Origin of the sequence: Stappia stellulata DSM 5886, from assembly GCF_000423705.1 — a bacterium.
GTDB classification, from domain to species: domain Bacteria; phylum Pseudomonadota; class Alphaproteobacteria; order Rhizobiales; family Stappiaceae; genus Stappia; species Stappia stellulata.
In genome coordinates this window covers 232,923-257,949 of sequence record NZ_KE384082.1, presented here as the reverse complement: position 1 = coordinate 257,949, position 25,027 = coordinate 232,923, and the positions used below count along the sequence as shown (strand labels likewise).

The 25,027-nt window shown below is 64.0% G+C and carries 28 protein-coding genes and 1 pseudogene; 10 read left to right on the top strand and 19 right to left on the bottom strand.

Annotated features, from left to right (window positions below; translation table 11 throughout):
• Nucleotides 1-65: 65 nt before the first annotated feature.
• The 3 genes from G572_RS0113525 to G572_RS0113515 all read right to left on the bottom strand — a co-directional run bounded on the left by G572_RS0113525 (nucleotide 66) and on the right by G572_RS0113515 (nucleotide 2,674).
• Nucleotides 66-620 (bottom strand): dihydrofolate reductase, encoded by a 555-nt coding sequence (locus G572_RS0113525; protein ID WP_156884610.1) that lies wholly within the window; start codon nucleotides 618-620, stop codon nucleotides 66-68.
• A 320-nt stretch (nucleotides 621-940) separates the two neighbouring features.
• Nucleotides 941-1,960: a ketol-acid reductoisomerase gene (gene ilvC, locus G572_RS0113520; protein ID WP_029058935.1), complete on the bottom strand. Its 1,020-nt coding sequence runs from the start codon at nucleotides 1,958-1,960 to the stop codon at nucleotides 941-943.
• A gap of 66 nt (nucleotides 1,961-2,026) precedes the next feature.
• Nucleotides 2,027-2,674, bottom strand: coding sequence for a TetR/AcrR family transcriptional regulator (locus G572_RS0113515; RefSeq protein WP_029058934.1), 648 nt, complete (start codon nucleotides 2,672-2,674; stop codon nucleotides 2,027-2,029).
• Nucleotides 2,675-3,884: 1,210 nt separating this feature from the next.
• On the opposite strand from G572_RS0113515, the gene G572_RS0113505 reads away from it, so the two are divergent.
• The 7 genes and pseudogenes from G572_RS0113505 (at nucleotide 3,885) to G572_RS26830 (ending at nucleotide 7,837) form a co-directional block, all read left to right on the top strand.
• A complete protein-coding gene (locus tag G572_RS0113505) occupies nucleotides 3,885-4,640 on the top strand; it encodes a class I SAM-dependent methyltransferase (RefSeq protein WP_029058933.1) in 756 nt (251 codons plus the stop codon).
• A gap of 32 nt (nucleotides 4,641-4,672) precedes the next feature.
• Complete coding sequence (locus G572_RS23845; RefSeq protein ID WP_208979115.1) at nucleotides 4,673-5,818, top strand: peptidogalycan biosysnthesis protein; 1,146 nt, start codon at nucleotides 4,673-4,675, stop codon at nucleotides 5,816-5,818.
• Between the two features lie 11 nt (nucleotides 5,819-5,829).
• Nucleotides 5,830-6,186 carry a hypothetical protein gene (locus tag G572_RS25970; RefSeq protein ID WP_084650132.1) on the top strand — a complete coding sequence of 119 codons (357 nt, stop codon included), beginning with the start codon at nucleotides 5,830-5,832 and terminating at the stop codon, nucleotides 6,184-6,186.
• On the top strand, nucleotides 6,179-6,727 hold the full coding sequence (locus G572_RS0113490; RefSeq protein WP_051242608.1) for a pyridoxamine 5'-phosphate oxidase family protein: 549 nt from the start codon (nucleotides 6,179-6,181) through the stop codon (nucleotides 6,725-6,727). The genes G572_RS25970 and G572_RS0113490 overlap by 8 nt, the downstream gene beginning before the upstream one ends.
• Nucleotides 6,727-7,422 (top strand): N-acetylmannosamine-6-phosphate 2-epimerase, encoded by a 696-nt coding sequence (locus G572_RS0113485; RefSeq protein ID WP_208979114.1) that lies wholly within the window; start codon nucleotides 6,727-6,729, stop codon nucleotides 7,420-7,422. The genes G572_RS0113490 and G572_RS0113485 overlap by 1 nt, the downstream gene beginning before the upstream one ends.
• Nucleotides 7,423-7,518: 96 nt before the next feature.
• Nucleotides 7,519-7,700: pseudogene (locus G572_RS26835) on the top strand (transposase); the annotation flags it as partial.
• A complete protein-coding gene (locus G572_RS26830) occupies nucleotides 7,673-7,837 on the top strand; it encodes a transposase (protein ID WP_037546852.1) in 165 nt (54 codons plus the stop codon). The pseudogene G572_RS26835 and the gene G572_RS26830, both read left to right, overlap by 28 nt.
• A gap of 1 nt (nucleotide 7,838) precedes the next feature.
• Here G572_RS26830 and G572_RS0113470 read toward each other — a convergent pair whose 3' ends face one another.
• Nucleotides 7,839-8,750 (bottom strand): PhzF family phenazine biosynthesis protein, encoded by a 912-nt coding sequence (locus G572_RS0113470; RefSeq protein WP_029058928.1) that lies wholly within the window; start codon nucleotides 8,748-8,750, stop codon nucleotides 7,839-7,841.
• Between the two features lie 234 nt (nucleotides 8,751-8,984).
• On the opposite strand from G572_RS0113470, the gene G572_RS0113465 reads away from it, so the two are divergent.
• On the top strand, nucleotides 8,985-9,698 hold the full coding sequence (locus tag G572_RS0113465) for an SDR family NAD(P)-dependent oxidoreductase (protein WP_029058927.1): 714 nt from the start codon (nucleotides 8,985-8,987) through the stop codon (nucleotides 9,696-9,698).
• Nucleotides 9,699-9,796: 98 nt separating this feature from the next.
• On the top strand, nucleotides 9,797-10,585 hold the full coding sequence (gene trhO / locus G572_RS23830) for an oxygen-dependent tRNA uridine(34) hydroxylase TrhO (protein WP_084650257.1): 789 nt from the start codon (nucleotides 9,797-9,799) through the stop codon (nucleotides 10,583-10,585).
• Nucleotides 10,586-10,631: 46 nt separating this feature from the next.
• Here the strand turns inward: trhO and G572_RS0113455 are convergent, their stop codons facing one another.
• The 4 genes from G572_RS0113455 to G572_RS0113440 form a co-directional block, all read right to left on the bottom strand.
• Entirely contained in the window at nucleotides 10,632-11,012 is a 381-nt protein-coding gene (locus tag G572_RS0113455) for a SpoIIAA family protein (protein WP_029058926.1), read from the bottom strand.
• Nucleotides 11,013-11,340: 328 nt separating this feature from the next.
• A complete protein-coding gene (locus G572_RS23825) occupies nucleotides 11,341-12,240 on the bottom strand; it encodes an SMP-30/gluconolactonase/LRE family protein (protein WP_051242365.1) in 900 nt (299 codons plus the stop codon).
• Between the two features lie 155 nt (nucleotides 12,241-12,395).
• Nucleotides 12,396-12,887, bottom strand: a complete 492-nt coding sequence (locus G572_RS23820) for a response regulator (RefSeq protein ID WP_084650130.1) — start codon at nucleotides 12,885-12,887, stop codon at nucleotides 12,396-12,398.
• Nucleotides 12,888-13,000: 113 nt separating this feature from the next.
• Entirely contained in the window at nucleotides 13,001-13,498 is a 498-nt protein-coding gene (locus G572_RS0113440) for an Lrp/AsnC family transcriptional regulator (protein ID WP_029058925.1), read from the bottom strand.
• Nucleotides 13,499-13,659: 161 nt separating this feature from the next.
• Here G572_RS0113440 and ald point away from each other — a divergent pair, with 161 nt between their 5' ends.
• A complete protein-coding gene (ald, locus tag G572_RS0113435) occupies nucleotides 13,660-14,793 on the top strand; it encodes an alanine dehydrogenase (RefSeq protein ID WP_029058924.1) in 1,134 nt (377 codons plus the stop codon).
• Nucleotides 14,794-14,932: 139 nt separating this feature from the next.
• Here the strand turns inward: ald and G572_RS0113430 are convergent, their stop codons facing one another.
• The 11 genes from G572_RS0113430 to G572_RS0113380 all read right to left on the bottom strand — a co-directional run bounded on the left by G572_RS0113430 (nucleotide 14,933) and on the right by G572_RS0113380 (nucleotide 24,999).
• The gene (locus G572_RS0113430; protein WP_029058923.1) at nucleotides 14,933-15,202 is read right to left on the bottom strand and encodes a glycine zipper domain-containing protein; all 270 of its coding nucleotides are present in this window, start codon (nucleotides 15,200-15,202) and stop codon (nucleotides 14,933-14,935) included.
• Nucleotides 15,203-15,299: 97 nt separating this feature from the next.
• Complete coding sequence (locus G572_RS0113425) at nucleotides 15,300-15,569, bottom strand: glycine zipper domain-containing protein (protein WP_029058922.1); 270 nt, start codon at nucleotides 15,567-15,569, stop codon at nucleotides 15,300-15,302.
• 157 nt (nucleotides 15,570-15,726) lie between these two features.
• Nucleotides 15,727-17,367, bottom strand: a complete 1,641-nt coding sequence (gene pgi / locus G572_RS0113420; protein ID WP_029058921.1) for a glucose-6-phosphate isomerase — start codon at nucleotides 17,365-17,367, stop codon at nucleotides 15,727-15,729.
• A gap of 45 nt (nucleotides 17,368-17,412) precedes the next feature.
• Nucleotides 17,413-17,637 carry a hypothetical protein gene (locus G572_RS26560; protein WP_029058920.1) on the bottom strand — a complete coding sequence of 75 codons (225 nt, stop codon included), beginning with the start codon at nucleotides 17,635-17,637 and terminating at the stop codon, nucleotides 17,413-17,415.
• Complete coding sequence (locus G572_RS26555) at nucleotides 17,634-17,933, bottom strand: hypothetical protein (protein WP_208979113.1); 300 nt, start codon at nucleotides 17,931-17,933, stop codon at nucleotides 17,634-17,636. Before G572_RS26555 ends, G572_RS26560 begins: the two co-directional genes overlap by 4 nt.
• A gap of 127 nt (nucleotides 17,934-18,060) precedes the next feature.
• On the bottom strand, nucleotides 18,061-18,696 hold the full coding sequence (gene eda / locus G572_RS0113405) for a bifunctional 4-hydroxy-2-oxoglutarate aldolase/2-dehydro-3-deoxy-phosphogluconate aldolase (protein WP_029058918.1): 636 nt from the start codon (nucleotides 18,694-18,696) through the stop codon (nucleotides 18,061-18,063).
• A 27-nt stretch (nucleotides 18,697-18,723) separates the two neighbouring features.
• Complete coding sequence (edd, locus tag G572_RS0113400; protein WP_029058917.1) at nucleotides 18,724-20,544, bottom strand: phosphogluconate dehydratase; 1,821 nt, start codon at nucleotides 20,542-20,544, stop codon at nucleotides 18,724-18,726.
• Between the two features lie 154 nt (nucleotides 20,545-20,698).
• Nucleotides 20,699-22,171, bottom strand: a complete 1,473-nt coding sequence (zwf, locus tag G572_RS0113395; protein WP_029058916.1) for a glucose-6-phosphate dehydrogenase — start codon at nucleotides 22,169-22,171, stop codon at nucleotides 20,699-20,701.
• Nucleotides 22,172-22,181: 10 nt separating this feature from the next.
• Nucleotides 22,182-23,126: a carbohydrate kinase family protein gene (locus G572_RS0113390; RefSeq protein WP_029058915.1), complete on the bottom strand. Its 945-nt coding sequence runs from the start codon at nucleotides 23,124-23,126 to the stop codon at nucleotides 22,182-22,184.
• Nucleotides 23,123-23,926, bottom strand: coding sequence for an ATP-binding cassette domain-containing protein (locus G572_RS0113385; protein WP_029058914.1), 804 nt, complete (start codon nucleotides 23,924-23,926; stop codon nucleotides 23,123-23,125). Before G572_RS0113385 ends, G572_RS0113390 begins: the two co-directional genes overlap by 4 nt.
• Nucleotides 23,923-24,999 carry an ABC transporter permease gene (locus tag G572_RS0113380; RefSeq protein ID WP_029058913.1) on the bottom strand — a complete coding sequence of 359 codons (1,077 nt, stop codon included), beginning with the start codon at nucleotides 24,997-24,999 and terminating at the stop codon, nucleotides 23,923-23,925. Before G572_RS0113380 ends, G572_RS0113385 begins: the two co-directional genes overlap by 4 nt.
• Nucleotides 25,000-25,027 lie beyond the last annotated feature (28 nt).

Genomic DNA, 25,027 nt, shown 5'->3' with positions numbered 1-25,027 from the left:
GACGCGACAAAGGGGCCGTTCGGCGAACGGGCAGCGCTGCGCGAGTTGTGGAAAACAGCCGTTTTTCAGCGCTTGCGCCGATAGCTCAGGAACGTCACGTCCGTGCTGTCTTTCGCTCCACGCTCCGGGGTTTCGCGGGCGACCTCCTGCCAGACGCGTTCGTCGATCTGCGGAAAATGCGCATCGCCATCGGGGCTTGCGTGAACCTGCGTGATTTCCAGCCGGTCGGCGCGGGGCAGGGCGGCTGCATAGATCTCGCCGCCGCCAACGACCATCACCGCATCGACGCCGTCGGCTGAAGCGATCCCGGCTGCACGTTCGAGAGCGGCGTCGAGCGAGGGGGCGGTGACGACGCCCTCGCGGGTCCAGTCGGGATCGCGGGTGACGACGAGGGTGGTGCGTCCGGGAAGCGGTCGGCCGATGGACTCGAAGGTCTTGCGGCCCATGATCATCGGATGGCCAAGGGTCAGGCGCTTGAACCGCTTGAGGTCGGAGGACAGCCGCCACGGCATGTCGCCCTTCGCGCCGATGACGCCGTTTTCCGCAACGGCCGCGACGAGGACGAGAGCAGGGGCGGAGGGCGCGGCGGGACTTGCGGACACGGGCTGGCCTTTGTTCATTGGGAGGTTGGTCTTTACGGATCGGGAAATAGCACAAAAACGGCCCGCGCGGAGGCGGGCCGTTTCGTTTCGTGTGGATCGCCTGAAGCGGCGAGGCCGCTTGGTTGCGCTCCTTGTCGAGAGGCGCGTTCGACTTGATCCCCCCGCGTCCTGCCCGCTTGGGCAGGCGCAGAGGAAAGAGAGCCGTGGATCGGCCGCGAACTGGAGCGCTTAGTTGCGCTCCTTGTCGAGAGGCGCGTTCGACTTGATCCCCCCGCGTCCTGCCCGCTTGGGCAGGCGCAGAGGAAAGAGAGCCGTGGATCGGCCGCGAACTGGAGCGCTTAGTTGCGCTCCTTGTCGACCAGGGCGTTCGACTTGATCCACGGCATCATGCCGCGCAGCTTCTCGCCGACTTCCTCGATCTGGTGACGGTCGTTGAGACGACGGGTCGCCTTGAAGCGGGCCTGACCGCCCTTGCATTCCTGCATCCACTCCGAGGTGAACTTGCCGGTCTGGATGTCGGTGAGGATGCGCTTCATCTCCGCCTTGGTCTCCGACGTCACGACGCGCGGGCCGGACATGTACTCACCCCATTCGGCCGTGTTGGAGATGGAGTAGTTCATGTTGGCGATGCCGCCCTCGTAGATCAGGTCGACGATGAGCTTCACTTCGTGCAGGCACTCGAAATAGGCCATTTCCGGTGCGTAGCCGGCCTCGACCAGGGTTTCGAAGCCGGCGCGGATCAGTTCCACGAGGCCGCCGCACAGAACCGCCTGCTCGCCGAAGAGGTCGGTTTCGCACTCTTCCTGGAAGGTGGTCTCGATGATGCCCGAACGGCCGCCGCCGACGCCCGATGCATAGGCAAGGCCGAGGTCGAGCGCGTTGCCGGATGCGTCCTGGTGAACGGCGACGAGGCACGGCACGCCGCCGCCCTTCTCGTATTCGCCGCGCACGGTGTGGCCCGGGCCCTTCGGCGCGATCATCAGGACGTCGACCGTGGACTTCGCCTCGATCAGGCCGAAATGGACGTTGAGGCCGTGGGCAAAGGCAATTGCCGCGCCGTCACGGATGTTGTCGGCGATGTGGTCCTTGTAGATGTCGGCCTGGAGCTCGTCCGGGGTGGCCATCATCATCAGGTCGGCCCAGCCGGCGGCGTCCGCGACGCTCATGACCTTGAGACCGTCGGCCTCGACCTTGTGCGCGGTCGTCGAACCGGGGCGCAGGGCGACGACGACGTCGGCGACGCCGCTGTCCTTCAGGTTCAGCGCATGGGCACGGCCCTGCGAGCCATAGCCGATGACGGCGACCTTCCTGGACTTGATCAGATTGAGATCGGCATCACGATCGTAATAAACGCGCATTGTTGGATACTCCCGTTTGGCGTTTCATGCTTGGGCGCCGGTTGGCCGGCGTCCGGGGTTTTGGCGTCAGCCCGCAGGACGGCCCGTTTTCTGGGCGTCCGGCGGGAAGAGGGTGAGAAACTGGTCGACCGACAGGTTTGCCCGCGCCGCGAAGTCGGCCTCCGCGCCCTCAGGTTCCTGGCCGAGCAGCCAGCGGCCGTGGGCGTCGCGCACGATCAGCCCGTAGAGCGTGCGATAGGCCTCCGTCGCGTCGACGGCTGCAATGTGCCCCTGTGCGGCACCGGCCTCCAGCAGCACGCGGGCACGGGTCGCGATCCTGAGACGCCCGCGCTCCAGCAGAAGACGGCCGAGCGGCGAGCCCTCGCGGCTTGCCTGGCCGATGGCCAGCCGGTTGAGTGCAAGCGACGTGTCGCCGGCCAGCACCGTCAGCAGATCCTCGGCAAATGTGACGAGCCGCTCGCGAAAGGCGGATGCGCTCAGTTCGTCGTCGTTTTCATGCGGCACGCGCACCTTGGAGGCCTGATGCGCGACAATGGCAGCCAACAGTCCGTCGCGGTCGCCGAACCAGCGATACAGGCTCTCCTTGGAGCAATTGGCCGCCCGCGCGACGGCTGCCGTCGTCAACGCCTTCTCACCGCCCTCGACCACAAGCCGCAGCGCCGAGGCGAGGACCTCGTTCTGGCGGGGCGTGAATTCGGGGGCGGGAGCGGTCATCGGGGCGGGGCGGTCCGTGTCGGCCGGTTTTCGGAGAGGTTCATATCGATTGCGTACCGTACGGTACGGTTCGGCGGCGACAATGCGCCGGAAGATGCCTTCCGTCAAGCGGGAAAATGGCGAGCCGGTTCAGTCGTTGCACCGGATGGAAAGCCGCCGCCCGGGCTGGAGGTGACCCTGCAAGACCGGACGCTATCGGCGTCCCTGTCCGTAGCGAGGGGGTGAGGCGGCTGCCGCGACCGTCGAAGCGTTTCCGCTCGCGATCTGGAAACGAATGGGCTTCGGGGCGTGGCTTCGCATTGCCCAGAATGACACGCGGAGGGGGAGGGGTCTGCGCGCCTGGCGCCCCTAGATGAACACCCCGCCCTTGGAGACGATCACCGCCTGGCCGCCAATGCGCGCGGCGTGGCGTGCGCCGCCCCACGAGGACATTTTCGCGGCGCTCAATGCGCCGTTTTTCGACGACGCTTGTCCCGCGCCCGTGCTCGGGCGTCATGCGCGGGCGCGCAAGGCGTTGCGGCGGGCACTGCCTGCCGGGACGCTTGCGCAGATCGAGACGGTGCTGGCGGTTGCAGGGGGCTGCCGGCTGCGGGGGCATGCGGCCCGACACCTGCCGGGCCGACATCATCGCTGTGCTTGGCGACGCCTGAGCGGTTACGGCAAGAGGGAGGGCGAGAAGAGGGGCGAGCCGTCGCGTATACTTGGTAATTTGCGGCGGCTGTCGAAACGGCCCTGTCGGGACGGGGCCGAAAACATATCCGGTGCCAGGCGCGTCCGACCACATGCCTTGCTGGCGCTGACCTTCCTGGGCGCAGAGTGCATCTGCGGTTTCGACCGACATCGCATCGGCGTTGATGGCGTAACAGCCCCTGACGATATTGATGTGCCAGGGTGGGAAAACAGCAGGCCTCAGGGCATTTGTGCAGCTACGGCCTGTATCCCTTATGTTCGCTCGTGGCGGCGCAACCAATCAGGGTGATATATATAAAGTCTCCTTATAGTTGCAATTTTTGATATTTTTCGATAGGATTGAAGAAGCTGTCGAATTATCCTGGCTAAGAAATGTTGTGAGCGTCCGAAAGAGGGAGAGACACTGTCTACCAGCGCCGCTCATTCGAAGAATTCGAGAATAGAGACCCAGTAAATTTGAACGGGTGAAGTGCGCCTAAATTCGTTTTGCCAGCGCATAGTGGGAGAGGGGCCGATTCTTATGGGCAACGAAAACGCTGAGCAGTTCAATGAGCTCGCCGGTCTATATGAAGACATGGCGGAATGGCCATTTCGCAAGGACATCGAAATTCCCACCGTATTGCAGACAATTGGCGATGTCGAAGGTCTGTCTGTCCTCGATTTCGGGTGTGGTACCGGAATGTATTCTCGCTGGCTGAAGCAACGTGGCGCCGCCAAAGTTGTGGGTTACGATCCGACGGTCGGGATGCTGAACTACGCACGACGCCGGGCGGAAAAAGAGGGGCTCGACATTTCCTTCGTCTCAGAGCTGAAGCCGGGCCTTCGCGGCCAGTTTGATCTTGTTCTTGCCGTCTATGTACTTCCCTACGCGTCCACAGCGGCCGAGTTGCAGGCGATGTGCAACGAGATGGTCGGCTTGTTGCGCCCTGGCGGGCGCCTCGTCACGCTTCCGATCCATCCGTCCTACGATCCGCACGCCAACTACTATGAGGCCTACGGGTTCCGCCTAATTGCCGATGACCCTGAGGACCCGTTTGCGGACGGTGGGGGTGTAACGCTTGAGCTCTGCATGAGCGGGCAGCAGGGTAAAGTGGCGGCGTGGTACTGGTCCGCAAGTTCTCTGGAGCGGGCGATGGACGAGGCGGGCATCAAATCGCTGGAGTGGCGCGAGCTGGTTGCCCCTGCATATCCGACAATAGAACAGGCCCCCGAGTCACTACATGCTTATCTTCAGAAGCCGCACTCGAATATCATTGTAGGCATACGGGGCCGGTAGCAATGTCTCTTCAGCTTAGGGAGGAGCTACCGGTGGCAGTTTGCTCTGTGAATTCTATGAAATTGGGCGACGTTGATGAGCACGAATGGGATGCTCTTGTCAGTGATGAGAATTTTTACAACGGTTACCGCTGGCTGAAGGCATTGGGGCACGCATTGGGTGAAACGGACGTGTTTATCGCCCGTGGGCCGGCGGGTCTCATCGCTGGATGCGCGCATTGGGAAGGAGAGCCGTCGTCGGAAATGTTCTCACTGTCACATTATGTGACGGATTTCGCCGGCCCTTGGCATCGAGAGTTTCTTTGGCTTGGCGGACGTCGCAACACGCATAACGAGATTGCCTGCATTCAGGGCGTAGGAAGGCAAGATGCCTTGGCAGCATTGGGCAGCTATGCCGCTGATTATGCTGAGGAACATGGATATGCCGGCTTCGTGATGCCGTATATGCCTTTCGGAGCGGCTGAAGAATTCGCAAACGCCGTCGGAGGGACAGCCGTTTTGCATTCCGCCGAAGCGTCGCTCGGTGTCCCTGAAAAGGGTTTGGCCGATGTACTGGAACGCATGCGCAAGCATGACCGTGTTCAATGCAAATCGGAGATCTCGACTTTCCGGCGCCTGGGAGGTGAGGTCGAATGGGTTTCTCTGGAGGAGTTTGACGATGCGGTGGCCGCTGATCTTATTGCGCAAAATAGATCCAAGTACGGCAGTACGCAGGGGCGCGAATGGATGCGAAGGATGCTTGCAGGGCAGAGGAGGGCCGGAATTTCACGACTTGGCAAGGTGGCCATGTCCAAGCGCGGGCAAAACATCACCGCATTGACCGTTTTCTACCACTTTGGTCGCGCGCTCTACCCCCGGTATTTCGGGGCCGACTACAGTTTCAACCTCAAGGATTTCAGGTATTTTGTTCTATGTTACTATGAATCCCTTGATTATGCGGCCGCTAATGGTTTTTCGAAACTACGATTTTCGATTTCGGCCTTGCGGGCAAAGGTGAAGCGCGGTGCGGAAATCGAGCCGCAGGCCTTCGTTATAAAATGTGTGGGCGGCAATGATATCTGCCCAGACGATGCGCGGCGGCACAATCGTCGATTCCTTGATCGATACCACACGGATTTTGCTGGCCACCTCAGCCACGACTGGAATTTGATCGAGGCCCGACGAAGCCCGGTTAGCTAAGGAGACGTTCTGTGTTGCATCTTGTTTATCAGCTTCACCCCACCCGCCACGCACGTTCGAATTTGAAAGAGTTCTGGACCTGGGTCAGTGATCGGGAGAAATGGTTCTATCGCGATCTCGAGATGGTAAGTAACCCTCGTTGGTATATTTGTACCGTCGGCTCCAACGTTCACTCCATCGAACACACGATCTCATTTGAAGATGAGGCGGCTTGGGGGCTGTATCGCCGAGAAGTCTCGCGCCGATCGAAGGACTCCGCATGGGAGAAACGTCGCATCGAGCAGGATTTATGGTGGGAGATCTCCGAGGCCCGACTGCTCAATGACGCACCAATTATGCGTGAAAATGAGGGGCAAGCGAATGGCTGAGCTTATTGCCGCCCGCCAAAGGGTTGAGTTCTTGCTAAGAACGGCGCGGTTTGTGACGCTTGCGACTGCGGATCCCGAAACGGGTCCGTGGGCGTCCACCGTGAACTACATCCTGTGTGAGGACAATGATATTCGATTGCTCTGGTATTCAATGCGGGATGCACAGCACTCACGCAATATCGAAAGAACATCTGCCATTTCCGGTTCGATATTCCGAACGGATCTTACACCGGAGCAATCGCCACTCGGCTTGGACGGGGTTCAGTTTTCGGGACATTGCCGAGCCGTTCCCGTTGCGAGGGTGGCGAATGTGCATGAAGAATATTATCGGCTTAATTTTCCGGACGAGGCGCTGCGAAAGCAGTGGATGCTTCCGCTCGATCAGTTCACGGGAGCGGGACCACGCCGCTTCTACGAGTTCGTTCTGGAAAAGATGTGGTTGCTGGATATTGAGAGATGGCTCCTGGATAAAGAAGATCGCCGTTTCGAGGTCAACCTGAATGAGCTTGCGGCGTCGAACCCCACATCCGGTGGCGAATAGTGATTGAGCTATTCCAAAAGCTCCATCGCGGTCTCGTTGTCTCTTGCCAGGCTCTCCCCGGCGAACCTCTGTTCGGGCAGATGTTTGCTATGGCCAGGGCTGCGGTCGAGGGCGGGGCGTCGGGCGTGCTTCTGAATGGGTACGAAGACATCGTTCTGGCAAAAGCCGCTTTGGATGTCCCGGTTATCGGTGTTGTGACGCACGCCTACTCTGACGCGGAGGTGGACCTAACGCCGACCGTCGAGGAAGTTACCGCGATCATGCGGGCAGGGGCCGATATGATCGCCTGTGAGGCAACCAACCGCAGGCGCCCCGAAGGGGAAACAATCGATACATTCTACGAGAAATGCAGGCGTCGTTTCCCGCAGGGCATTCTCATCGCTGAGGTGGCTACCGTGGAAGAGGCGATCCAGGCACGGCAGCTTGGCTTTGATTGTATATCCACCGCAGCTTACGGATACACGCCGGAGACTGCGGGCCGCAGGCTGCCCACGGACGATTTTGCTGCGTTTCGCGATATTCGCCAGGTTGTCACAGATTGTCCTGTGATTGGAGAAGGCGGGATTACTTCTCCCGATCACGCAGTGCGGCTTCTCGAACTGGGAGCCGATTTCTTGGTCGTCGGTAGCTGCATCACGCGCCCGCAAGCAATCACTGAACGCTTCACGAACGCTATGCAGCAGCAAGCGATGTGAACCGCGCCGGGTTTGCCGGAGGCTGATTTCGGTTAGGTCGCGTTGACAAAAGGGATGCACATCGGGCTTTGAGCACGATTCAAGCTGGTATCTGCGATGAAGACCAGCTTGGCGCGAGGCTTGATGTCGGATGAGGAATGGCGTTCCTTGAGCGGTTCATCCTGACAGCCCGCGCCCCGAACGGACGCAAACCCGCCAACCACCGCCTTGTTCTTGACGGGATTTTCTGGATTGCCCGGACCGGCGCGCCATGGCGCGATCTGCCGGAAGAGCTCGGCTAGTGGTCGAGCGGTGCTTCAACAAGCTCAAGAACGCCAGACGCGTCGCAACACGCTACGATAAGACGGCTGAGAGCTTCCTGAGGTTCGTCGACATCACGTCCATCCGCCTTTGGATCCGCCATTCGTCAACATGACCTAGATGAACAACTCGCCCTTGGAGACGATCACCGCCTGGCCGCCGATGCGCGCGGCGTGGAGCGCGCCGGCCTCGATATCGAGTTCCAGATCGATCAGCGAGGGGCGCCCCATGTCGTAGCCCTGTTCGATCCGCACATAATGCGTGCCGTCGGTTGGCTTGTCGAAATGGCGCACGACGCCGGCGAAGGCGGCGGCTGCGGAGCCGGTTGCGGGGTCTTCGTAGATCCCCATTGCGGGGCTGAACATACGGGCCGAAAACGTGCCGTCATGCGTCGTTGTCTGGCGACAGTAAACGTAGACCGCTGCGCCGCCGTCGCCGCCGTAGGCATCCTGCCAATAGGCCTGGACGGGACGTGCGCGCGACAGCGCCTCGAGGTTGGCGACAGGCACGAAGGCGAAGGCGACGCCGGCCTCGAAGGCGGACGGGCGATGGTTCTCGAAGCCGATCTCGTTGGGTTCAAGTGAAAGGCTTGCCGCGATGATCTCTTTGTCGCCCAGCGGATCGGCGGGGCGCGCGAGCTTGGGCACGTCGAATTCGGCAAAGCCGGCCGCGCCGTTTTTCAGAACCACCCCGCAGCGCACGTTTCCGACGGCTTCTTCGAGCACGACCATGGCGTTCTGGTCGTCGTCGGTGTCGCCGAAGCGCTGACGTGCCAGAAGGATCGCGGTGCCGACGGTCGGGTGGCCGGCAAAGGGCAATTCCTTAGCGGGGGTGAAAATCCGCAGTTTTGCCGAGTGGGCGGGGTTCTCCGGCGGCAGCACGAACACTGTCTCCGACAGATTGAACTCGCGCGCGATTGACTGCATCCGGGCGTCCGACAGGCCCTCCGCGTCCAGAACGACCGCAAGCGGATTTCCCGCAAGGGCCTGATTCGTGAAGACGTCGAGGACGTAGAACCGTCGTGCCATCGTGCGCATTCCCCTGTTTCTCTTGTCGCTGTTGTCGCAGTGCCCGAGGGCGGGCGGACAGACTGTCGCATGCTGGGGCCGGCGTTGCCAGCGCCGGACGCGACTTCGCGGCCGGTCATCGTCAACCAAAGGTTAACAAAACACGCCGGGCCGGTCGCCCCTTGCGCTTTTTCCGCCGCAGGAGGGAGGGGGAGGCGCGTGAACCGGTCGGCGAAATCGGCCGTAGGACGTGCCATGACCTTCTCTCTCAACAGTTTTCCGCCCGGCGGGCATGCCGTTGTCATCGGCTCGAGCGGCGGGATCGGCGCTGCGTTTGTCGATGCACTGGAAGCCTCCGGCCGGTTCGACGCTGTGATCGGCCTGTCGCGGCGCACGGACCCGCCCCTCGATCTTCTGGACGAAGCGAGCATCGAGACCGCGGCGGCTTTCGTGAAGAAACAGGGTGCGCTGCGCCTGGTCGTCGATGCGACCGGCATTCTGTCCGACGAGAAGATGTCACCGGAAAAGGCGCTCAGGCAGATCGATCCCGCGCAGATGGCCCGCTCCTATGCGATCAATGCCATCGGCCCGGCGCTTCTCCTGAAACATTTCGGGCCGGCAATGGCGCGCGAGGGCAAGTCTGTGTTCGCAACGCTCTCCGCCAAGGTCGGCAGCATCTCCGACAACGGGCTCGGCGGCTGGATCAGCTACCGGGCGGCAAAGGCCGGCCTCAACCAGATCGTCAGGACGGCCTCCATCGAACTGGGCCGCCGGGCACCGGAGCTTGTCGTGCTGGCGCTTCATCCAGGCACGGTCGACACCGGCCTGTCGAAGCCCTTCGCCAAGGCGGGCCTTGACGTGCAGCCGCCGCCGGTCGCCGTGGCTCGGCTCCTGTCGGTGGTCGAGGGGGCGGATGCGTCGCAGACTGGCGGCTTCGTCAGCTATACGGGCGAACGGCTGCCCTGGTAGGAAAGCGGGAGCCGGGACGTCGTTGCGCGCGAGGCGGTCGGGAGTGTAAAAGGCCGGACTGCCGACCGGCAGCACCGTCCGTCATGTTCGGGATCCGCATGTCCGATTTTCGCGTTTCAGCCTTCTATCATTTCGCAGCGCTCGACGATTTCGCCGCCCTCAAGGCACCGATCGCCGCGCTTGCCTGCGGCGCCGGCGTGCGCGGCTCGGTCCTGCTCGCGGCGGAAGGCGTCAACGGCACGATTGCCGGCACGGATGAGGGGGTGGAAGCGGTGCTCTCGCATTTGCGCGCCGATCCGCGCCTGGCGGGGCTGCAGGACAAGAGCTCACGGGCCGAGCGCATGCCGTTCAAGCGGCTGAAGGTGCGGTTGAAGCGCGAGATCGTGTCGCTCGGGGTCGACGGCATCGATCCGGTCGAAAAGGTTGGCACCTATGTGGCGCCTGAGGACTGGAATGCGCTGCTCCAGGACCCGGACGTGGTGCTGGTCGACACCCGCAACGACTATGAGATCGCCTTCGGTACGTTCGAAGGGGCGGTATCGCCCGAAACGCGGAGTTTCCGCTCGTTTCCCGAATGGGTGAAAACCGCGCCGGCGATGGCCAACAAGCCCAGGGTCGCGATGTTTTGCACCGGCGGCATCCGCTGCGAGAAGGCGACGTCGCTGTTGCTGGAGGAAGGCTTCGGAGAGGTTTACCACCTCGATGGCGGCATCCTGAATTACCTGGAGCGGGTGCCGCGCGAGGAGAGCCTGTGGCGCGGCGATTGTTTCGTCTTCGACGAGCGCATCGCAGTCGATCACGACCTGACACCGACCTGGGGCGAGGGCGCACCGGAAGACGCGCATGAGGTGCTGCCGCGTGCCGTGATCGAGGGTGGAAAAGGCTGAAGGCCGCGCCGCCGCGCGCCGGCGGCTCGCAACTGCGCTCAGCCCGTCATTCGCCTTGCGGGCCTGCGTTCAGTCCCAGCCAGGCATGCGCCTCCGCTTCCTTTTCCAGCGGGAAAAACCGCGTTTCGGCCTTTGTGAAAGGGGCGGACAGCCTGGTTGCCCAGTCCTCGAGCCGCCCCTCGCCGACGACGGCGATCCGCCCGAAGTCGTTGAGGTGTTTGAGATCGAATTTCAGCTCCTGCCAAAGCGCTCCGATCTCCCAGCCCCTGAAGTCCTCAAGGCGGACCAGCACCCGGAGCGCGCCGTTCGCCAGATCCAGGGCATGCTCCAGTTCGGGAACGGCGCTTTCGTAGTCCTGCGTCGTCAATGTGCCGGACGCGCGTATCACGATGAGATCTTTTCCCGTGACATGCTCGATCACGATCATCGGTTCTTCCTCTCCCACTTCCCGGTTGTTCACGGAAGCGCGGCTGGTCCGCCGCACAGGCGTCGTGGCGTTCGCTCACCTTGAGGTCGGTGTTCGATCGGTCTTTCGCAAGCCGGTCCTGTTTCAAATCGACGTGTCGGGACAAGCGAAGGGGGCGCCGTGACGGGAGAGAACGCACGACAAACGCCATGTCTTCCGTCTCTGCAACGATCCACATCACGGTGTTTTTTCGGCAGGGGAGCGTGCGCGTTTGCAGAACTGGCCGGATGGGCGGCGATCTGCGTGCACCGGCGAAAGGCGCAAGGGAACCGCTCGGTGGCGTCAAAGCCTATAATTCGAACAGATATCCCGGCAGGCCGCGGGCATCGGGATCCAGCGAAAACACCAGCCCGGATTGCGTGTCCTCCCCCGCCGCGTTCGGGTCGAGCGGAGGCCGCAGGCTGGTGACGACGAGCGTGTCGAGCTCGGGCCCGCAAAAACACGGCATCGTCGGTCGCGGCACCGGCATTTTCAGCGTCTCGACAAGGCGGCCGTCCGGCGAGAAGCGGTTGACGACGCCGGCCGAGACGCCGGCTGACCAGTAACATCCGCCGGCATCCACCGTGCCGCCATCCGGCCGTCCGCTGTCGTTGGCCATCTGCGCGAAGAGGCGGCGGTTGGCGCAGGCACCGGTTTGCGGGTCGAAGTCCCAGGCCTCGATCAGGCCGGGCCGGCTGTCGGCGTGATAGAGCGTGCGCCCGTCGGGCGACCAGGCCAGTCCGTTGGAGACCGTGACCCCGTCCACCACGCGCGTGCAGCCGCCGTGCCGGTCGACCCGGTAGAGAGCTGCGATCGGTTGCCGGTCGGGCCGGTCGTCCATGGTGCCGATCCAGAATGCGCCGTCCGGGCCGACCTTGCCGTCGTTCAGCCGGGTGCGGGTGTCGTCTTCCTCGATGGACACGAGCGGCTCGAAGCTTTCCTTGCCAAGGTGATAGAGACCCACCCGGTCGCGCAGCGCGACGACCAGGACATCGGGATCGCCCGTCAGGCCGAAGGAGCCGATGACGTCCGGCATCTTGCGGATCGTCTCGGCACCGCTTGCCCAGTCTCGCGCGATCAACCGTTTTCCGGGAATGTCGCACCAGAAGAGCGTCTGACTGCGATGGTCCCAGGTCGGACTTTCGGCAAGGTCGCTGCGGATGTCGCTCAGTCGGGTGACGGTGGCGGTGTTTTGGCGGGGGCGGGTCATGACAAACCTTCGCGTGTGCGGAGGGAAAATCGGGTGACGGATCCCATGTGTCGGATGAAACTGCGCCGCGATCAAGGGCGGGCCGGTTTCGCCGGGGGGAGGCGGGGCGCCTCAACACGGCCGACACGGCAGGGCTGTCATCCGCGGCCGGGATGTCAGCCGGCCGCCTGCCGCCGGGGGCGGGCGTCGTCGGGGACCGGAACGCCGAGCCAGGTCTCACGCACATTGCGAACGAGGACTTCCAGCCTTTCCATCGTGTCCGGCTTGGTCAGGAGCGCGTTGGCGCCGGCCCGGCGAGCCTGATCGGCGATTTCGGCATCGTCGGTGGTGGTCAGTATCAGGATGGGCGTTGCGGCAAACATGGGCCGCGCCCTGAGAACAGCGAGAAGGTCGATGCCGGAGAGGCCCGGCATGTTGATGTCGAGCACGATCAGGTCCGGCATTCGGCGCCCGGCGCTTCGTGCCTCGCCAATCCATTCAAGAGCAGCCGTGCCGCCCTGTTTCGCGACAACATCCAGCGTATGGCCGTCCGGCATGGCTTTGCGAAACAGGCGTTCGACAAGCCAAATGTCGTCCTCGTCGTCATCGACGAGAAGGACGGTCAAGGAGGCCGCGCTGGGCAGCCCTCTGGTTTCGAGCATAGCCATTTTGCCGAATCTTCAAGGTGCACAATGTCTGTTTTACCTATCCTATCAGCAATACTCCTGATTTCCCACCGGTCAGCGATGACGGGCGTCACCGTGACTTTTGGCAGGTCGCACTAAGTCCGGGGCGCGGGTGCGCTTTCGCGGGGCGCGGGTGACAGCGAAAAGGCGGTGCTTTTGGCGATGGTGCGGATTGCGAAGGAGGAGCGCATCCGCGACACGCCGGGAAGCCGGGCGAGATGGTCGCGGTGGATGTGCTCGAAATGCGTCGGGTCGGCCGCCGCGATGCGCAGCATGTAGTCCGCATCGCCAGCCATCAGATAGCACTCCATGATTTCCGGGGATTGCGCGACCGCCTGCTCGAAGGCGGTGAGAACCTCGTTCGACTGCGAGTTCAGCGAGATCTCGACGAAAATGTCCATTCGCCGGCCGATCCGGTCCTGATTGAGAAGCGCCACATAGCGTTCGATAACGCCAGCCTCTTCCAGAGCCCTGACCCGGCGAAGGCAAGCGGAGGGGGACAGGCCGACGGCATCGGCCAGCTCACTGTTGGCGATGCGTCCGTCGCTCTGCAGGCGCGTCAGGATGTGCCGGTCGATTCGGTCGAAAGGCATGCTCAAGTCTCCACCGCATATAATTTCATTGACCAAGGGGAATATGCGTCAAAATTGCGTCAAATCCGCAAAATCTGTCAAGTTCGCAAGCACATTCGGTGAAACACGGCCTATCCTTTAGGGCATGGGAGTGTTTTGACATTTGGTAGGAGGAGACCAACATGCGCATCGGTGTTCCAAAGGAAATCAAGAATCACGAGTATCGCGTCGGGCTGACGCCCGAGAGCGTGCGCGAGCTTGTCGCGAACGGACATGACGTCGTCATCGAGACCCAGGCGGGAGCGGGCATCGGTGCGGGAGACGAGGTCTATCAGACCGCAGGTGCGCGCATTCTGGCGACCGCGGCGGAGGTGTTCGAGGCCGCGCAGATGATCGTCAAGGTCAAGGAGCCGCAGGCCGTCGAGCGCGCCATGCTGCGTCCCGACCATATTCTCTTCACCTATCTCCATCTTGCCCCCGACGCCGCCCAGACGGCGGACCTCGTCAAGTCGGGCGCGACCTGCATCGCCTATGAGACCGTGACCGACGGGCGCGGCGGGTTGCCGCTTCTGGCGCCGATGTCACAGGTTGCCGGCCGACTTTCGGTGCAGGCGGGGGCTACGGCGCTCGAGCGGGCCCATGGCGGCGCGGGCATGCTTCTTGGCGGCGTTCCCGGCGTTGCACCGGCGAAGGTTGTCGTCATCGGCGGCGGTGTCGTTGGCGCGCATGCCATCACCATGGCGCTGGGCCTTGGCGCCGACGTGACGGTCCTCGACCGGTCCATCGACGTGCTCGGGTCGCTGTCGTCACGCTTCGGCGCGGCGCTGCGCACCGTCTATTCAACGCGTGCGGCGGTCGAGGAATATGTGCTCGACGCCGATCTGGTGATCGGCGCGGTGCTCGTCGCCGGGGCTGCCGCCCCCAAGCTGGTTACCGCCGATCATGTTCGCCGGATGAAGGCGGGCTCGGTGCTGGTGGATGTTGCCATCGATCAGGGGGGGTGCTTCGAGACCTCCCACGCGACAACCCACGCCGAGCCGACCTATGTCGTCGACGAGGTCGTGCATTATTGCGTCGCCAACATGCCGGGCGCGGTGCCGAAGACCTCCGCCCACGCGCTCAACAATGCGACGCTGCCCTTCACGCTGGCGCTTGCCAACAACGGCTACAAAAAGGCCCTGAGCGATAATCCGCATCTCTTGAACGGACTGAACGTTCACGCGGGTCGGGTCACCGTCAAGGCCGTGGCCGACGCGCTCGGCTACGATTATGTCAGCCCGCAGGACGCCTTGGCGGAGGTTGCCGCCGCGGCCTGACGAGGGCCGGATTGGCGTGCGCCGCCTGGTGGAGGCGGCGACAGAAAACAAAAAGCCCGGCCGGAGATCCCGGTCGGGCTTTTCTTCATTATTGTTGCGCCGGGGGCCAGCTCGTGGCCGGACGCGATCCCGGAGGGCCTTACGGGCAGACAACCCGGTAACGACGGCCGTAGCGGTCGGTCGCGACGCAATTCTTCGGCGTGCTTGCCGCGCCGATGACACCGCCGCCGACACCGCCGATGGCTGCGCCGGCAAGCGCTGCACCGACGCCTCCGCCTGTTGCCGCGCCGATGGCCGCGCCGGTGGCGGCCCCGAGGCCACCGCCGACCAGAGTCCGGTCACGCTGGCTGTCCGATTGGCAGGCTGCCAGAAGCAGCGCAGTTGCCGAGACGAGAACGACTTTCTTCATTCAAACACACTCCAAGAGAATGCCGCCCACGCGGACACTTCGATCATCTATATACCGATATGGCCGTTAAAAGTCAGCCACCCCGGCGTCAAGCCTGTTACGGGCAGGCAACCCGGACACGGCGGCCGTAACGGTCGCGCGCAATGCAATTCTTCGGAGTCGTTGCCGACCCGACCATGGCGCCACCGACACCGCCGATCGCACCGCCGACGAGCGCGCCGCCGACATCGCCTGTCGCGGCCGCGCCCACGGCCGCGCCTGTTGCGGCACCAAGTCCGCCACCGACAAGGGTCCGGTCGCGCTGGCTGTCGGATTGACAGGCAACCAGCAGAAGTGCCGATGCGCTTACCAGTACAATCTTCAGCATTTGTTCGCTCCTCAATTCGTGCCTACCGTTGCTTGGCCGAGGTTAGATGCGACAGTGGTAGACGGTCTTGCCTCCATCTGTGCATCACACCATCAAAACCGCTTCCAGTCTAGGCCGGCCAAGTGGCGAGGCTGTGATCAGGGCTGTACACGCCCATTCAGTCTCGTGGAATTCGCGACTCTTCCATCCTCTTCAGCAGTCCCTCCGTGGACGGGTCGCGGCCGGTGATCGGGTCGCGGCCTTCGACCATGGGCAACAATTCGGAGGCAAGCGTCTTTCCAAGCTCGACTCCCCATTGGTCGAAGGAATTGATCCCCCAGAGAACGCCCTCGACGAAGACGCGGTGCTCATAGAGCGCGACCAGCCGGCCGAGCGCACTTGGGGTCAGCTTGTCGTAAACGAGCGTGATGGAGGGTTTGTTCCCCGGAAACACCTTGTGGGGGGCGAGGCGGCGCGCCTCCGCCGCGCTTGCGCCCTGTGCGAGAAGGACGGCCTCTGCCTCCTGACGCGTCTGTCCTTTCATCAAGGCTTCCGATTGCGCAAGGCAATTGGCGATGAGCAGCGCATGATGATCGGCAAGGTCTGGTTCGTGGCCGCGGGTCGCGACAATGAACTCGCACGGGATGACGTCGGTGCCCTGGTGCAGCAGCTGGTAGAAGGCGTGCTGCCCGTTGGTGCCCGGTTCCCCCCAGACCAGCGGTCCGGTTTTTTCCGCGACCGGGTCGCCCGACAGCGTGACGCGCTTGCCGTTCGATTCCATGTCGAGCTGTTGCAAATAGGCGGGAAGGCGGGCAAGCCGCTGGTCGTAGGGCAGGACGGCGCGAGCGGGAAAGCCGCACAGGTTGCGATGCCAGATGCCGGCAAGGCCCATCAGGACGGGCAGGTTCTTTTCCAGCGGGGCCGTGCGGAAATGCGTGTCCATGGCGTGCGCCCCGTCGAGGAAATGTCCGAATTCCTCCGCGCCTATGGCGATCATCACCGGCAGACCGATGGCCGACCAGACCGAGTAGCGTCCGCCGACCCAGTCCCAGAAACCGAACACCCGGCCTTCCTCGATGCCGAAGGCTGCGACCTTGTCGAGCGCGGTGGAGACGGCGGCGAAATGCGCAGACACCGCTTCTTCTCCGAGGCGCTCGACGATCCAGCGGCGGGCCGTGCGGGCGTTGGTCATGGTCTCGGTGGTCGTGAAGGTCTTGGAGGCGACGATGACCAGCGTGCGGGCGGGGTCGAGCCCGGCAAGCGTATCGGCGATATGCGCGCCGTCGACGTTGGAGACGAAATGCAGGCGCGGCCCGCCCGCATAGGGCGAGAGCGCCTGCGTAACCATGGCCGGCCCGAGATCCGATCCGCCAATGCCGATGTTGACGACATCGAGAATCGTCTTGCCGGAGCTGCCGACAAGCGTTCCGGAACGCACGCCATCGGCAAAGGCTTCCGCGCGCGCAAGCGTCTCGCGCACCTCGGGCATGACGTCGTGACCGTCGACCGGCATTGGCATGTCGCCGCGATTGCGCAGCGCCACATGCAGCACGGCGCGGCCTTCCGTCTCGTTGATCGCCTCTCCGGCAAACATCGCATCGCGACGGCTTTCCAGTCCGCGTGCGCGTGCAAAGTCTGCAAGGGATGCGATGGCCGTTTGGTCCCAGTGCATCTTGGAAAAGTCGATGAGCAGGTCGTCCAGCGTGACGGAAAGCCTGTTGAAGCGGTCGGGGTCGTCGTCGAAAATCCCGCGCAACCCCTTTTCCAGCAAGTCCGCGGCCCGATGTTTCAGGTCCTGGGGCATGTCAGGCTGCGTCATTCCGTGATCTCCTCCCGAGCGTAAAGTCTCTGCCGTCAGGCGACCCTAGGCCAGCAAAGCGGCGAAATACCAGCCATATGCGACGAGGCGTGCCAGACCGGCGATGCGGGGCATCTTGCGCATCGACAACAAGAGTGCGGCCAGCCCGACCGACGCGATCAGCATGACCGGTATATCGAATGCGACAATTTCGGCGGCAACGGGAATCGGCGCCAGCATCGCCGTGACCCCGAGAATGCCCAGAATGTTGAACGTGTTGGAGCCGATCACGCGTCTTCGAGAGGGGGCACGAGGAGGTCGCGCTCGCTTTCCAGCGCCATCACGGCGAGTTTCCAGGTGACAAAAGCCGCGCCGGGCACGATCAGGACGGCGACAATCGCCGTGCCGGCCGGGCCGAGCGACAGGAAGCCGGCGAGCGCCCAAAGCACCCCGAGTACGGAAATCCATATTTCGGCGGTAAACAGCACGACCGCGGATATGAAAACAAGGTAGAACGCAGCCCCGGGACGGGGGCGTTCGGCGGTGGCGGAAACCGCCGGTTCTGCGCCGGAAACCGAGCCTGACATGGCCGTCATCTTTGATGGGCGCGAGCATGAGCGCCCGCGGCTCAGGGCAGATGGGACGGCTCGGAGGTTTGCACAAGATGCCGTGAGCGGGCGCGGCGGATTTTTCCGATGCGCCCGACAGGAACACTCAGGCGAGGCGGGCCGCCTCGCGGGCGCGGCGCTCGATTCCCTCCCAGTCCTCCTCCGCGATGGCCTTGGCGTCCGCGATCCAGGAGCCGCCGACGCAGGTGACATTGGACAGGGCCAGATAGTCGGGCGCGCTTTTCAGCGTGATGCCGCCGGTCGGGCAGAATTTTGCCGTCGGCAGCGGCGCCCCGAGGGATTTCAGCAGCGCGATGCCGCCGACCGCTTCGGCGGGAAAGAGCTTCAGCCGCGAATAGCCGGCTTCGAGCAGGCGCATCACTTCCGACGCGGTGGACGCGCCCGGCAGCAGGGGCACATCGTGATCGGCCGCGGCGGCGAGCAGCCGGTCGGTCGCGCCGGGTGAGACGACGAAGCGGGACCCGGCCGCGACGGCCGCCTCATATTGCGCGGCGTCCAGCACGGTGCCGGCGCCGACGATGGCGCCCTCGACTTCGGCCGCGACGGCGCGGATCGCCTCAAGCGCCTTGGGTGTGCGCAGGGTGATCTCGATCGCCGGCAACCCGCCGCGCACCAGCGCCTTTGCCATCGGAACGGCCTTTGCGGGATCCTCCACGACCAGCACAGGGATCACGGGGGCGGCCTGCATCACTGTGTCGAGCTTGGCGGTGTCTTGCGTCATGTTCGGCTCCGGGGTGAAAAAGGCGCGTCAGGCGCCGAAGACATGCGCGCCTTCGTCGGCGGGGCCGGCTGCGGCGCGGAAGGCGGCGAAAAGGTCGCGACCGACCCCTTGCCGGTGGTCGGACAGATCGGCGGTCGCCGGTGTCCGGGCTTCGAAGTCCGCCGTATCCATCAACACCTCAAGACGCCCCGTCGCGGCGTCGATGCGCAGGAGATCGCCGTCGCGCACCTTCGCAATCGCGCCGCCGGTGACAGCCTCCGGCGTGACGTGGATGGCCGCCGGCACCTTGCCGGACGCACCCGACATGCGCCCGTCGGTGACAAGCGCCACCTTGAGCCCGCGATCCTGAAGGACGCCGAGCGTCGGGGTCAGCTGGTGCAGTTCCGGCATGCCGCAGGCGCGCGGTCCCTGGAACGGCAGCACGGCGATGAAATCCTCGGTGAGCTCGCCCGCCTTGAAGGCTTCGATCACGGCTGTTTGCGAGGTGAAGACGCGCGCCGGCGCTTCGATCGTCCGGCGTTCCGGCTTGACCGCCGATACCTTGATGACCGCGCGGCCGAGATTGCCGTCGAGCATTTTCAGTCCGCCATCCGGCTGGAACGGTTCCTTGACGGTGGAGAGAACCTTGGGATCGGCGCTGGTCTTTTCCGCCGGCTCCCAAACGACCGTCCCGTCTTCGGCAAGTTTGGCTTCGACGGCGTAGCCGGAAAGCCCGGTGCCATTGACCGTCTTGACGTCTTCGTGCAGCAGCCCTTCCGACAGGAGCTCGCCGATGAGATAGCCCATGCCGCCGGCCGCCTGGAAGTGGTTCACGTCGGCAAGCCCGTTGGGATAGATGCGCGCGATCAGCGGGATGATATCGGAGAGGTCGGAGATATCGCCCCAGGTGAGCTTGATCCCGGCCGCATTGGCCATCGCCACCAGGTGCATGGTGTGGTTTGTGGAGCCGCCGGTGGCATGCAAGCCGACGACGCCGTTGACGATGGCGCGCGCGTCGATCATCTCGCCGATGGGCGTGTAATTGTTGCCGAGTGCCGACAGCGCCAGCGCGCGTTTCGCGCCCTCGCGGGTCAGCGCGTCGCGCAGCGGGGTGTTGGGGTTGACGAAGCTGGCGCCGGGCAGGTGCAGCCCCATGATTTCCATCAGCATCTGGTTGGAATTGGCCGTGCCGTAGAAGGTGCAGGTGCCGGGGCTGTGGTAGGACTTGCTTTCCGATTCCAGCAGTTCCGCGCGGCCGATCTTGCCTTCCGCGTAGAGCTGGCGGGTCTTGGCCTTCTCGTCGTTGGGAAGGCCGGAGGGCATCGGCCCCGCCGGCAGGAAGACCGCCGGCAGATGGCCGAAGGAAAGCGCCGCGATCATCAGGCCGGGCACGATCTTGTCGCAAATGCCGAGATAGACGGCGGCGTCGAACATCTGGTGCGACAGGCCGACGGCGGCCGCCATGGCGATCACGTCGCGCGAGAACAACGACAGCTCCATGCCGGTCTGGCCCTGGGTGACGCCATCGCACATCGCCGGAACGCCGCCGGCGACCTGCGCCACGGCGCCGGCCTCGCGCGCGGCTTCGCGGATCAACTCGGGAAAGCGCTCGAACGGCTGATGGGCGGAGAGCATGTCATTGTAGGAGGTGACGATGCCAAGGTTCGCCACCACGTCGCCGGCGAGCCGCTCCTTGTCGGTGAGTCCGCAAGCGGCAAATCCATGCGCGAGGTTTCCGCAAGACAGGGTTCCGCGCTTCGGTCCGGCCTCTCCGGCGGCGCGGATACGCTCCAGATATCGCGCGCGGCTGTCGCGGCTACGCTCCTCGATGCGGGCGGTCACGTCGGAAATGGTGGAATGCACGGTCATGGCTGGCTCCATCCTTTCGGCACGGGCCGCCGATGCGGGGAGGACACAATGGCGGCGTCGGTGAAACCGGTTGGGCGTCCCAAACGATCGGCCTCACGTTTAAATCGATTTAAATTCTGGTTCAACGGCTAAGCCGGCTGCCGGTTCCCGCCGTCTAGATCAGGTCCTCGAACCAGGTGCGGCCGTCGCGCTCGATCAGGGCAATTGCCGCCGACGGTCCCCAAGTACCGGATGTGTAGCCCTTCGGCAGGTCTTTCAAGGTTGCCCAGTCCTCAAGGATCGGATCGACCCAGGCCCAGGCCGCCTCGACCTCGTCGCGGCGCATGAACAGCGTCTGGTTGCCCCGGATCACATCCATGATCAGCCGTTCGTAGGCATCGGGATTGCGCACCTTGAAGGCGGTGGCAAACGACATGTCGAGTGGGACTTGCCTGAGTCGCATCCCGCCGGGGCCGGGGTCCTTGATCATGATCTGCATGCGCACGCCCTCGTCGGGCTGCAGGCGGATCACAAGGCGGTTGGAGGAAATCGCGCCGGCTTCCGTTTCGAATATGGAATGGGGAATGGGACGAAACTGCACCACGATTTCCGAGACCCGCGCCGCCAGTCTCTTGCCGGTGCGCAGGTAGAAGGGCACGTTTGCCCATCGCCAGTTGGCGATTTCGGCCTTGATCGCGACGAAGGTCTCCGTCTGCGAGGTCGGATCGTCGAGTTCCTCCAGGTAGCCGCGCACAGCGCCGCCGGCCGACGCGCCCGCGCGATACTGGCCGCGCACGGTCGCCTTGCTCGCCATCTCGGCGTCCATTTGCTTCAGCGCCTTGAGGACCTTGAGCTTTTCGTCGCGAACGGAATCCGCGTCCATCGATTCCGGCGGTTCCATCGCCACTAGGCACAAGAGCTGGAGAATGTGGTTCTGCACCATGTCGCGCATTGCGCCGGCGGTGTCGTAGTAGCCGGCGCGGCCCTCGACGCCGAGCGATTCCGCAACCGTGATCTGGACATGGTCGATGTGGGCGGCGTTCCACAGCGGCTCGAACAGCGCGTTGGCGAAGCGCAGGGCCATCAGGTTCTGGACGGTTTCCTTGCCGAGGTAGTGGTCGATGCGGAAGATCTGGTCCTCGCGAAAGACCTCGCCGATGGCGGCATTGAGCGCGCGCGCCGATGCGCCGTCCTTGCCGATGGGTTTTTCGATGACGACGCGCGCGAGATCCGTGGTCAGGTCGTGCTCGCCGATGCGTTTGCAGATGGTGCCGAAGAAATCCGGCGAGACCGCCAGATAGAAGGCGCGCACCACGTCTTCGCGACCCTCCAGGCGTTCGGCGAGTTCCGGCCATCCGCGCGTTCCCGCCGCATCGACGGCGAGATAGCTCAGCCGAGCGAGAAACCGCTCCAGCGCGGGGGCTTCCACGTCGTCGACATGTTCGCGCACGGCCTCGTCGGCGAAAGCGCGATACTGTTCGTCGCTCATGTCGCGGCGCGAGCAGGCGATGATCCGCGCGTCCTCGGGGATCTGCCCGTCGAGATCGCGGTGATAGAGCGCGGGGAGAAGCTTGCGGTGGGCAAGGTCCCCCGTTGCTCCGAACACGATGAGATCGAACGGATCGACTTCGATGACGCGGGCGACCATGAGTGTCCTTTCAGCGGGAAACGGTGTCGAGAAGGTCGATTTCGGCGCGGCGGGGCAGGTCCGCGCCGCGTCGGGAGCAGGTGAGGGCAGCGGCTTGGGCCGCGAACCCCAGAAGGTCTATCATGTCACGCGGCGCCAGGTCTTCAAGGGCTGCACGGGAGCGGACACGGGTCTCGCCGAGCCGGGTCAGGAGGGCCGCCTGGAAAGTGTCGCCGGCCCCCACGGTGTCCGCAACCTTGATCTTTTCGCCCGGACTGTCGACCTGGTGACGGGCGGAGAACGCGGTGGCGCCGTCGCCTCCCTTGGTGATCACGACAAGGGCCGGCCCCTGTGCCAGCCAGATCTCGGCGAGCGTCTGCGGAGCGTCGCCCGGAAACATCAGCTCCAGATCCTCCAGACTGATCTTGAGCAGGTCGACATGCGGCAGATAGTCGGCGAAGCGCTTTCGCCAGGCGTCCAGATCGGGGGACACGGTCGGGCGCACGTTCGGATCATAGGCGATCATCCGGCGCCCGTGCTCGCGGGCGGCGAGCGCCAGCAGACTGTCGCCGACCGGCGGCACGAGGGCGGCGTAAGACCCGATCTGGACGGTGTCGACCGTGTCGGGCAGGTCGGGCAGGTCTGTCAGCTGCACCTGCCGGTCGGCCGCATCCTTGCCGTAAAAGCCGTAGGCGGGGCTGCCGCTGGCGTCGAGTCCGACGACGCTCAAGGTGGTGAGCGCATCCGTCTCAAGCGCGAAGGAGAGATCGACGCCTTCCGTATCCAGCGCGCCGCGCAGCCGCTGGCCGAAAAGGTCGCGCGACAGCGCGCCGAAAAAGGCGGCCGGCGTTCCGAGGCGGGCAAGACCGACGGCGACGTTGAACGGCGAGCCGCCGATCCTTGCATCGAGCGTCAGCCGCCCGCTTGTTTCGTCGGCGAAAAGATCGAACAGCGCTTCGCCGCAGACGAGGATCACGGGCCGGCCCCGTCTGCACGCTCCGCCGCCGGGGCGTCTGGCGGTTCCATCGCGCCGGTCATGATCGCGACCGCGTCCGACATGGAGTAGTCGGACGGCCGGATCACCGCGATCCGCCTGCCGAGCCTGTGAATGTGGATGCGGTCCGCGACCTCGAAGACATGCGGCATGTTGTGGGAGATCAGCACGATGGGAAGGCCGCGCGCCTTGACGTCGCGGATCAGCTCGAGCACGCGCCGGCTTTCCTTCACGCCAAGCGCGGCCGTCGGTTCGTCCATGATCACCACCTTGGACCCGAAGGCAGCGGCGCGCGCCACCGCCACCCCCTGGCGCTGGCCGCCCGACAGCGTCTCCACGGCCTGATTGATGTTCTGGATGGTCATCAGGCCAAGCTCGGACAGCTTGTCGCGGGCGATCCGCTCCATTTCCTTGCGGTCGAGCTTGCGGAAGATCTTGCCCATGAGTCCCGGCGCGCGCAATTCGCGGCCCATGAACAGATTGTCGGCGATGGAGAGCGCCGGCGACAGCGCGAGGTTCTGGTAGACGGTCTCGATGCCGGCGTCGCGCGCGCGCATCGGCGACGTGAAATGCACCGGCCGGCCTTCCAGCCGGATCTCGCCGGCGTCGGGCGTGACAGCGCCGGAGATCGCCTTGATGAGCGTCGATTTTCCCGCGCCGTTGTCGCCGATCACGGCCAGGACCTCGCCGGGGTAGAGATCGAAATCCGTGCGATCGAGGGCAACGACGCGCCCGTAGCGCTTGACCAGGCCACGGGCGGTGAGGATGGGTTCGCGGGTCATGCGGCCACCTTTCGAATCCACTGGTCGATGGCGACGGCGACGATGATCAGCACGCCGATGAGAAGGTAGGTCCACTGCGGATCGGTGCCGATCAGCCTGAGGCCGAGCGAGAATACGCCGACAATCAGCGCGCCGAACAGCATGCCGAGCACGGAGCCGCGTCCGCCGAAGAGCGAGATGCCGCCGATCACCACGGCGGTGATGGATTCGATGTTGGTGAACTGGCCGGTCGTCGGCGAGACGGAGCCGAGGCGGCCGATCATCACCCAGCCGGCAAGCGCGCAGATCAGACCGGCGAGCGTATAGACCGAGATCCGCATCCGGGCGACGCGCACGCCGGCAAGTTCGGCCGCGTCCGGGTCGTCGCCGATCGCCATGACATGGCGTCCCCAGGCGGTGTGGTTGAGCGCGTAATTCAACACAAGCACCAGGACGAAAAGCGCGATCACGCCATAGGTGAAGATGGCGCCGCCGATGTTGAATTTCTCGCCGAAGAACTGAAGAATCGGGGCCTGGGCCTCGATGTCCTGGCTGCGAATGGTCTCGTTGGCGGAAAAGAGAAAGTTGGTGGCGAGCACGATCTGCCACATGCCGAGCGTGACGATGAAGGGCGGCAGGCGCATCAGGGCGACCAGCATGCCGTTGATCATGCCGCAGAGCGCGCCGCAGGCGAGGCCGCACAGGACGGCGATTTCCGGCGGAAGACCGTAGCGGAAGGTGAACTGGCCCATTACCACGGAGGACAGCACCATGATCGCGCCGACCGAGAGGTCGATGCCGGCTGTGAGGATCACAAGGGACTGGGCGCAGCCGACGATGCCGACGATGGCGACCTGTTGAAGGATCAGGGTCAAAGCGAAGGGCGAGAAGAATTTCGAACCCAGAACAACCCCGAAGATTGCAACGGAGACGACCAGCACGATCAGCGGCACGAACTCAGGTCGTGCATGCAGCTTGTGCTGGATCGCGTCGAGCAACGAATGCCCTTGTCCGTCGAATGTTGCGACGTCGCCGGAGCGCGTTGCAAGACCCTCCCCGTAACCCTCCGCGTCGCGTGCATCCCTTTCGCTCATGATGTCCCTCCCAAGACCGCCGGGCCCC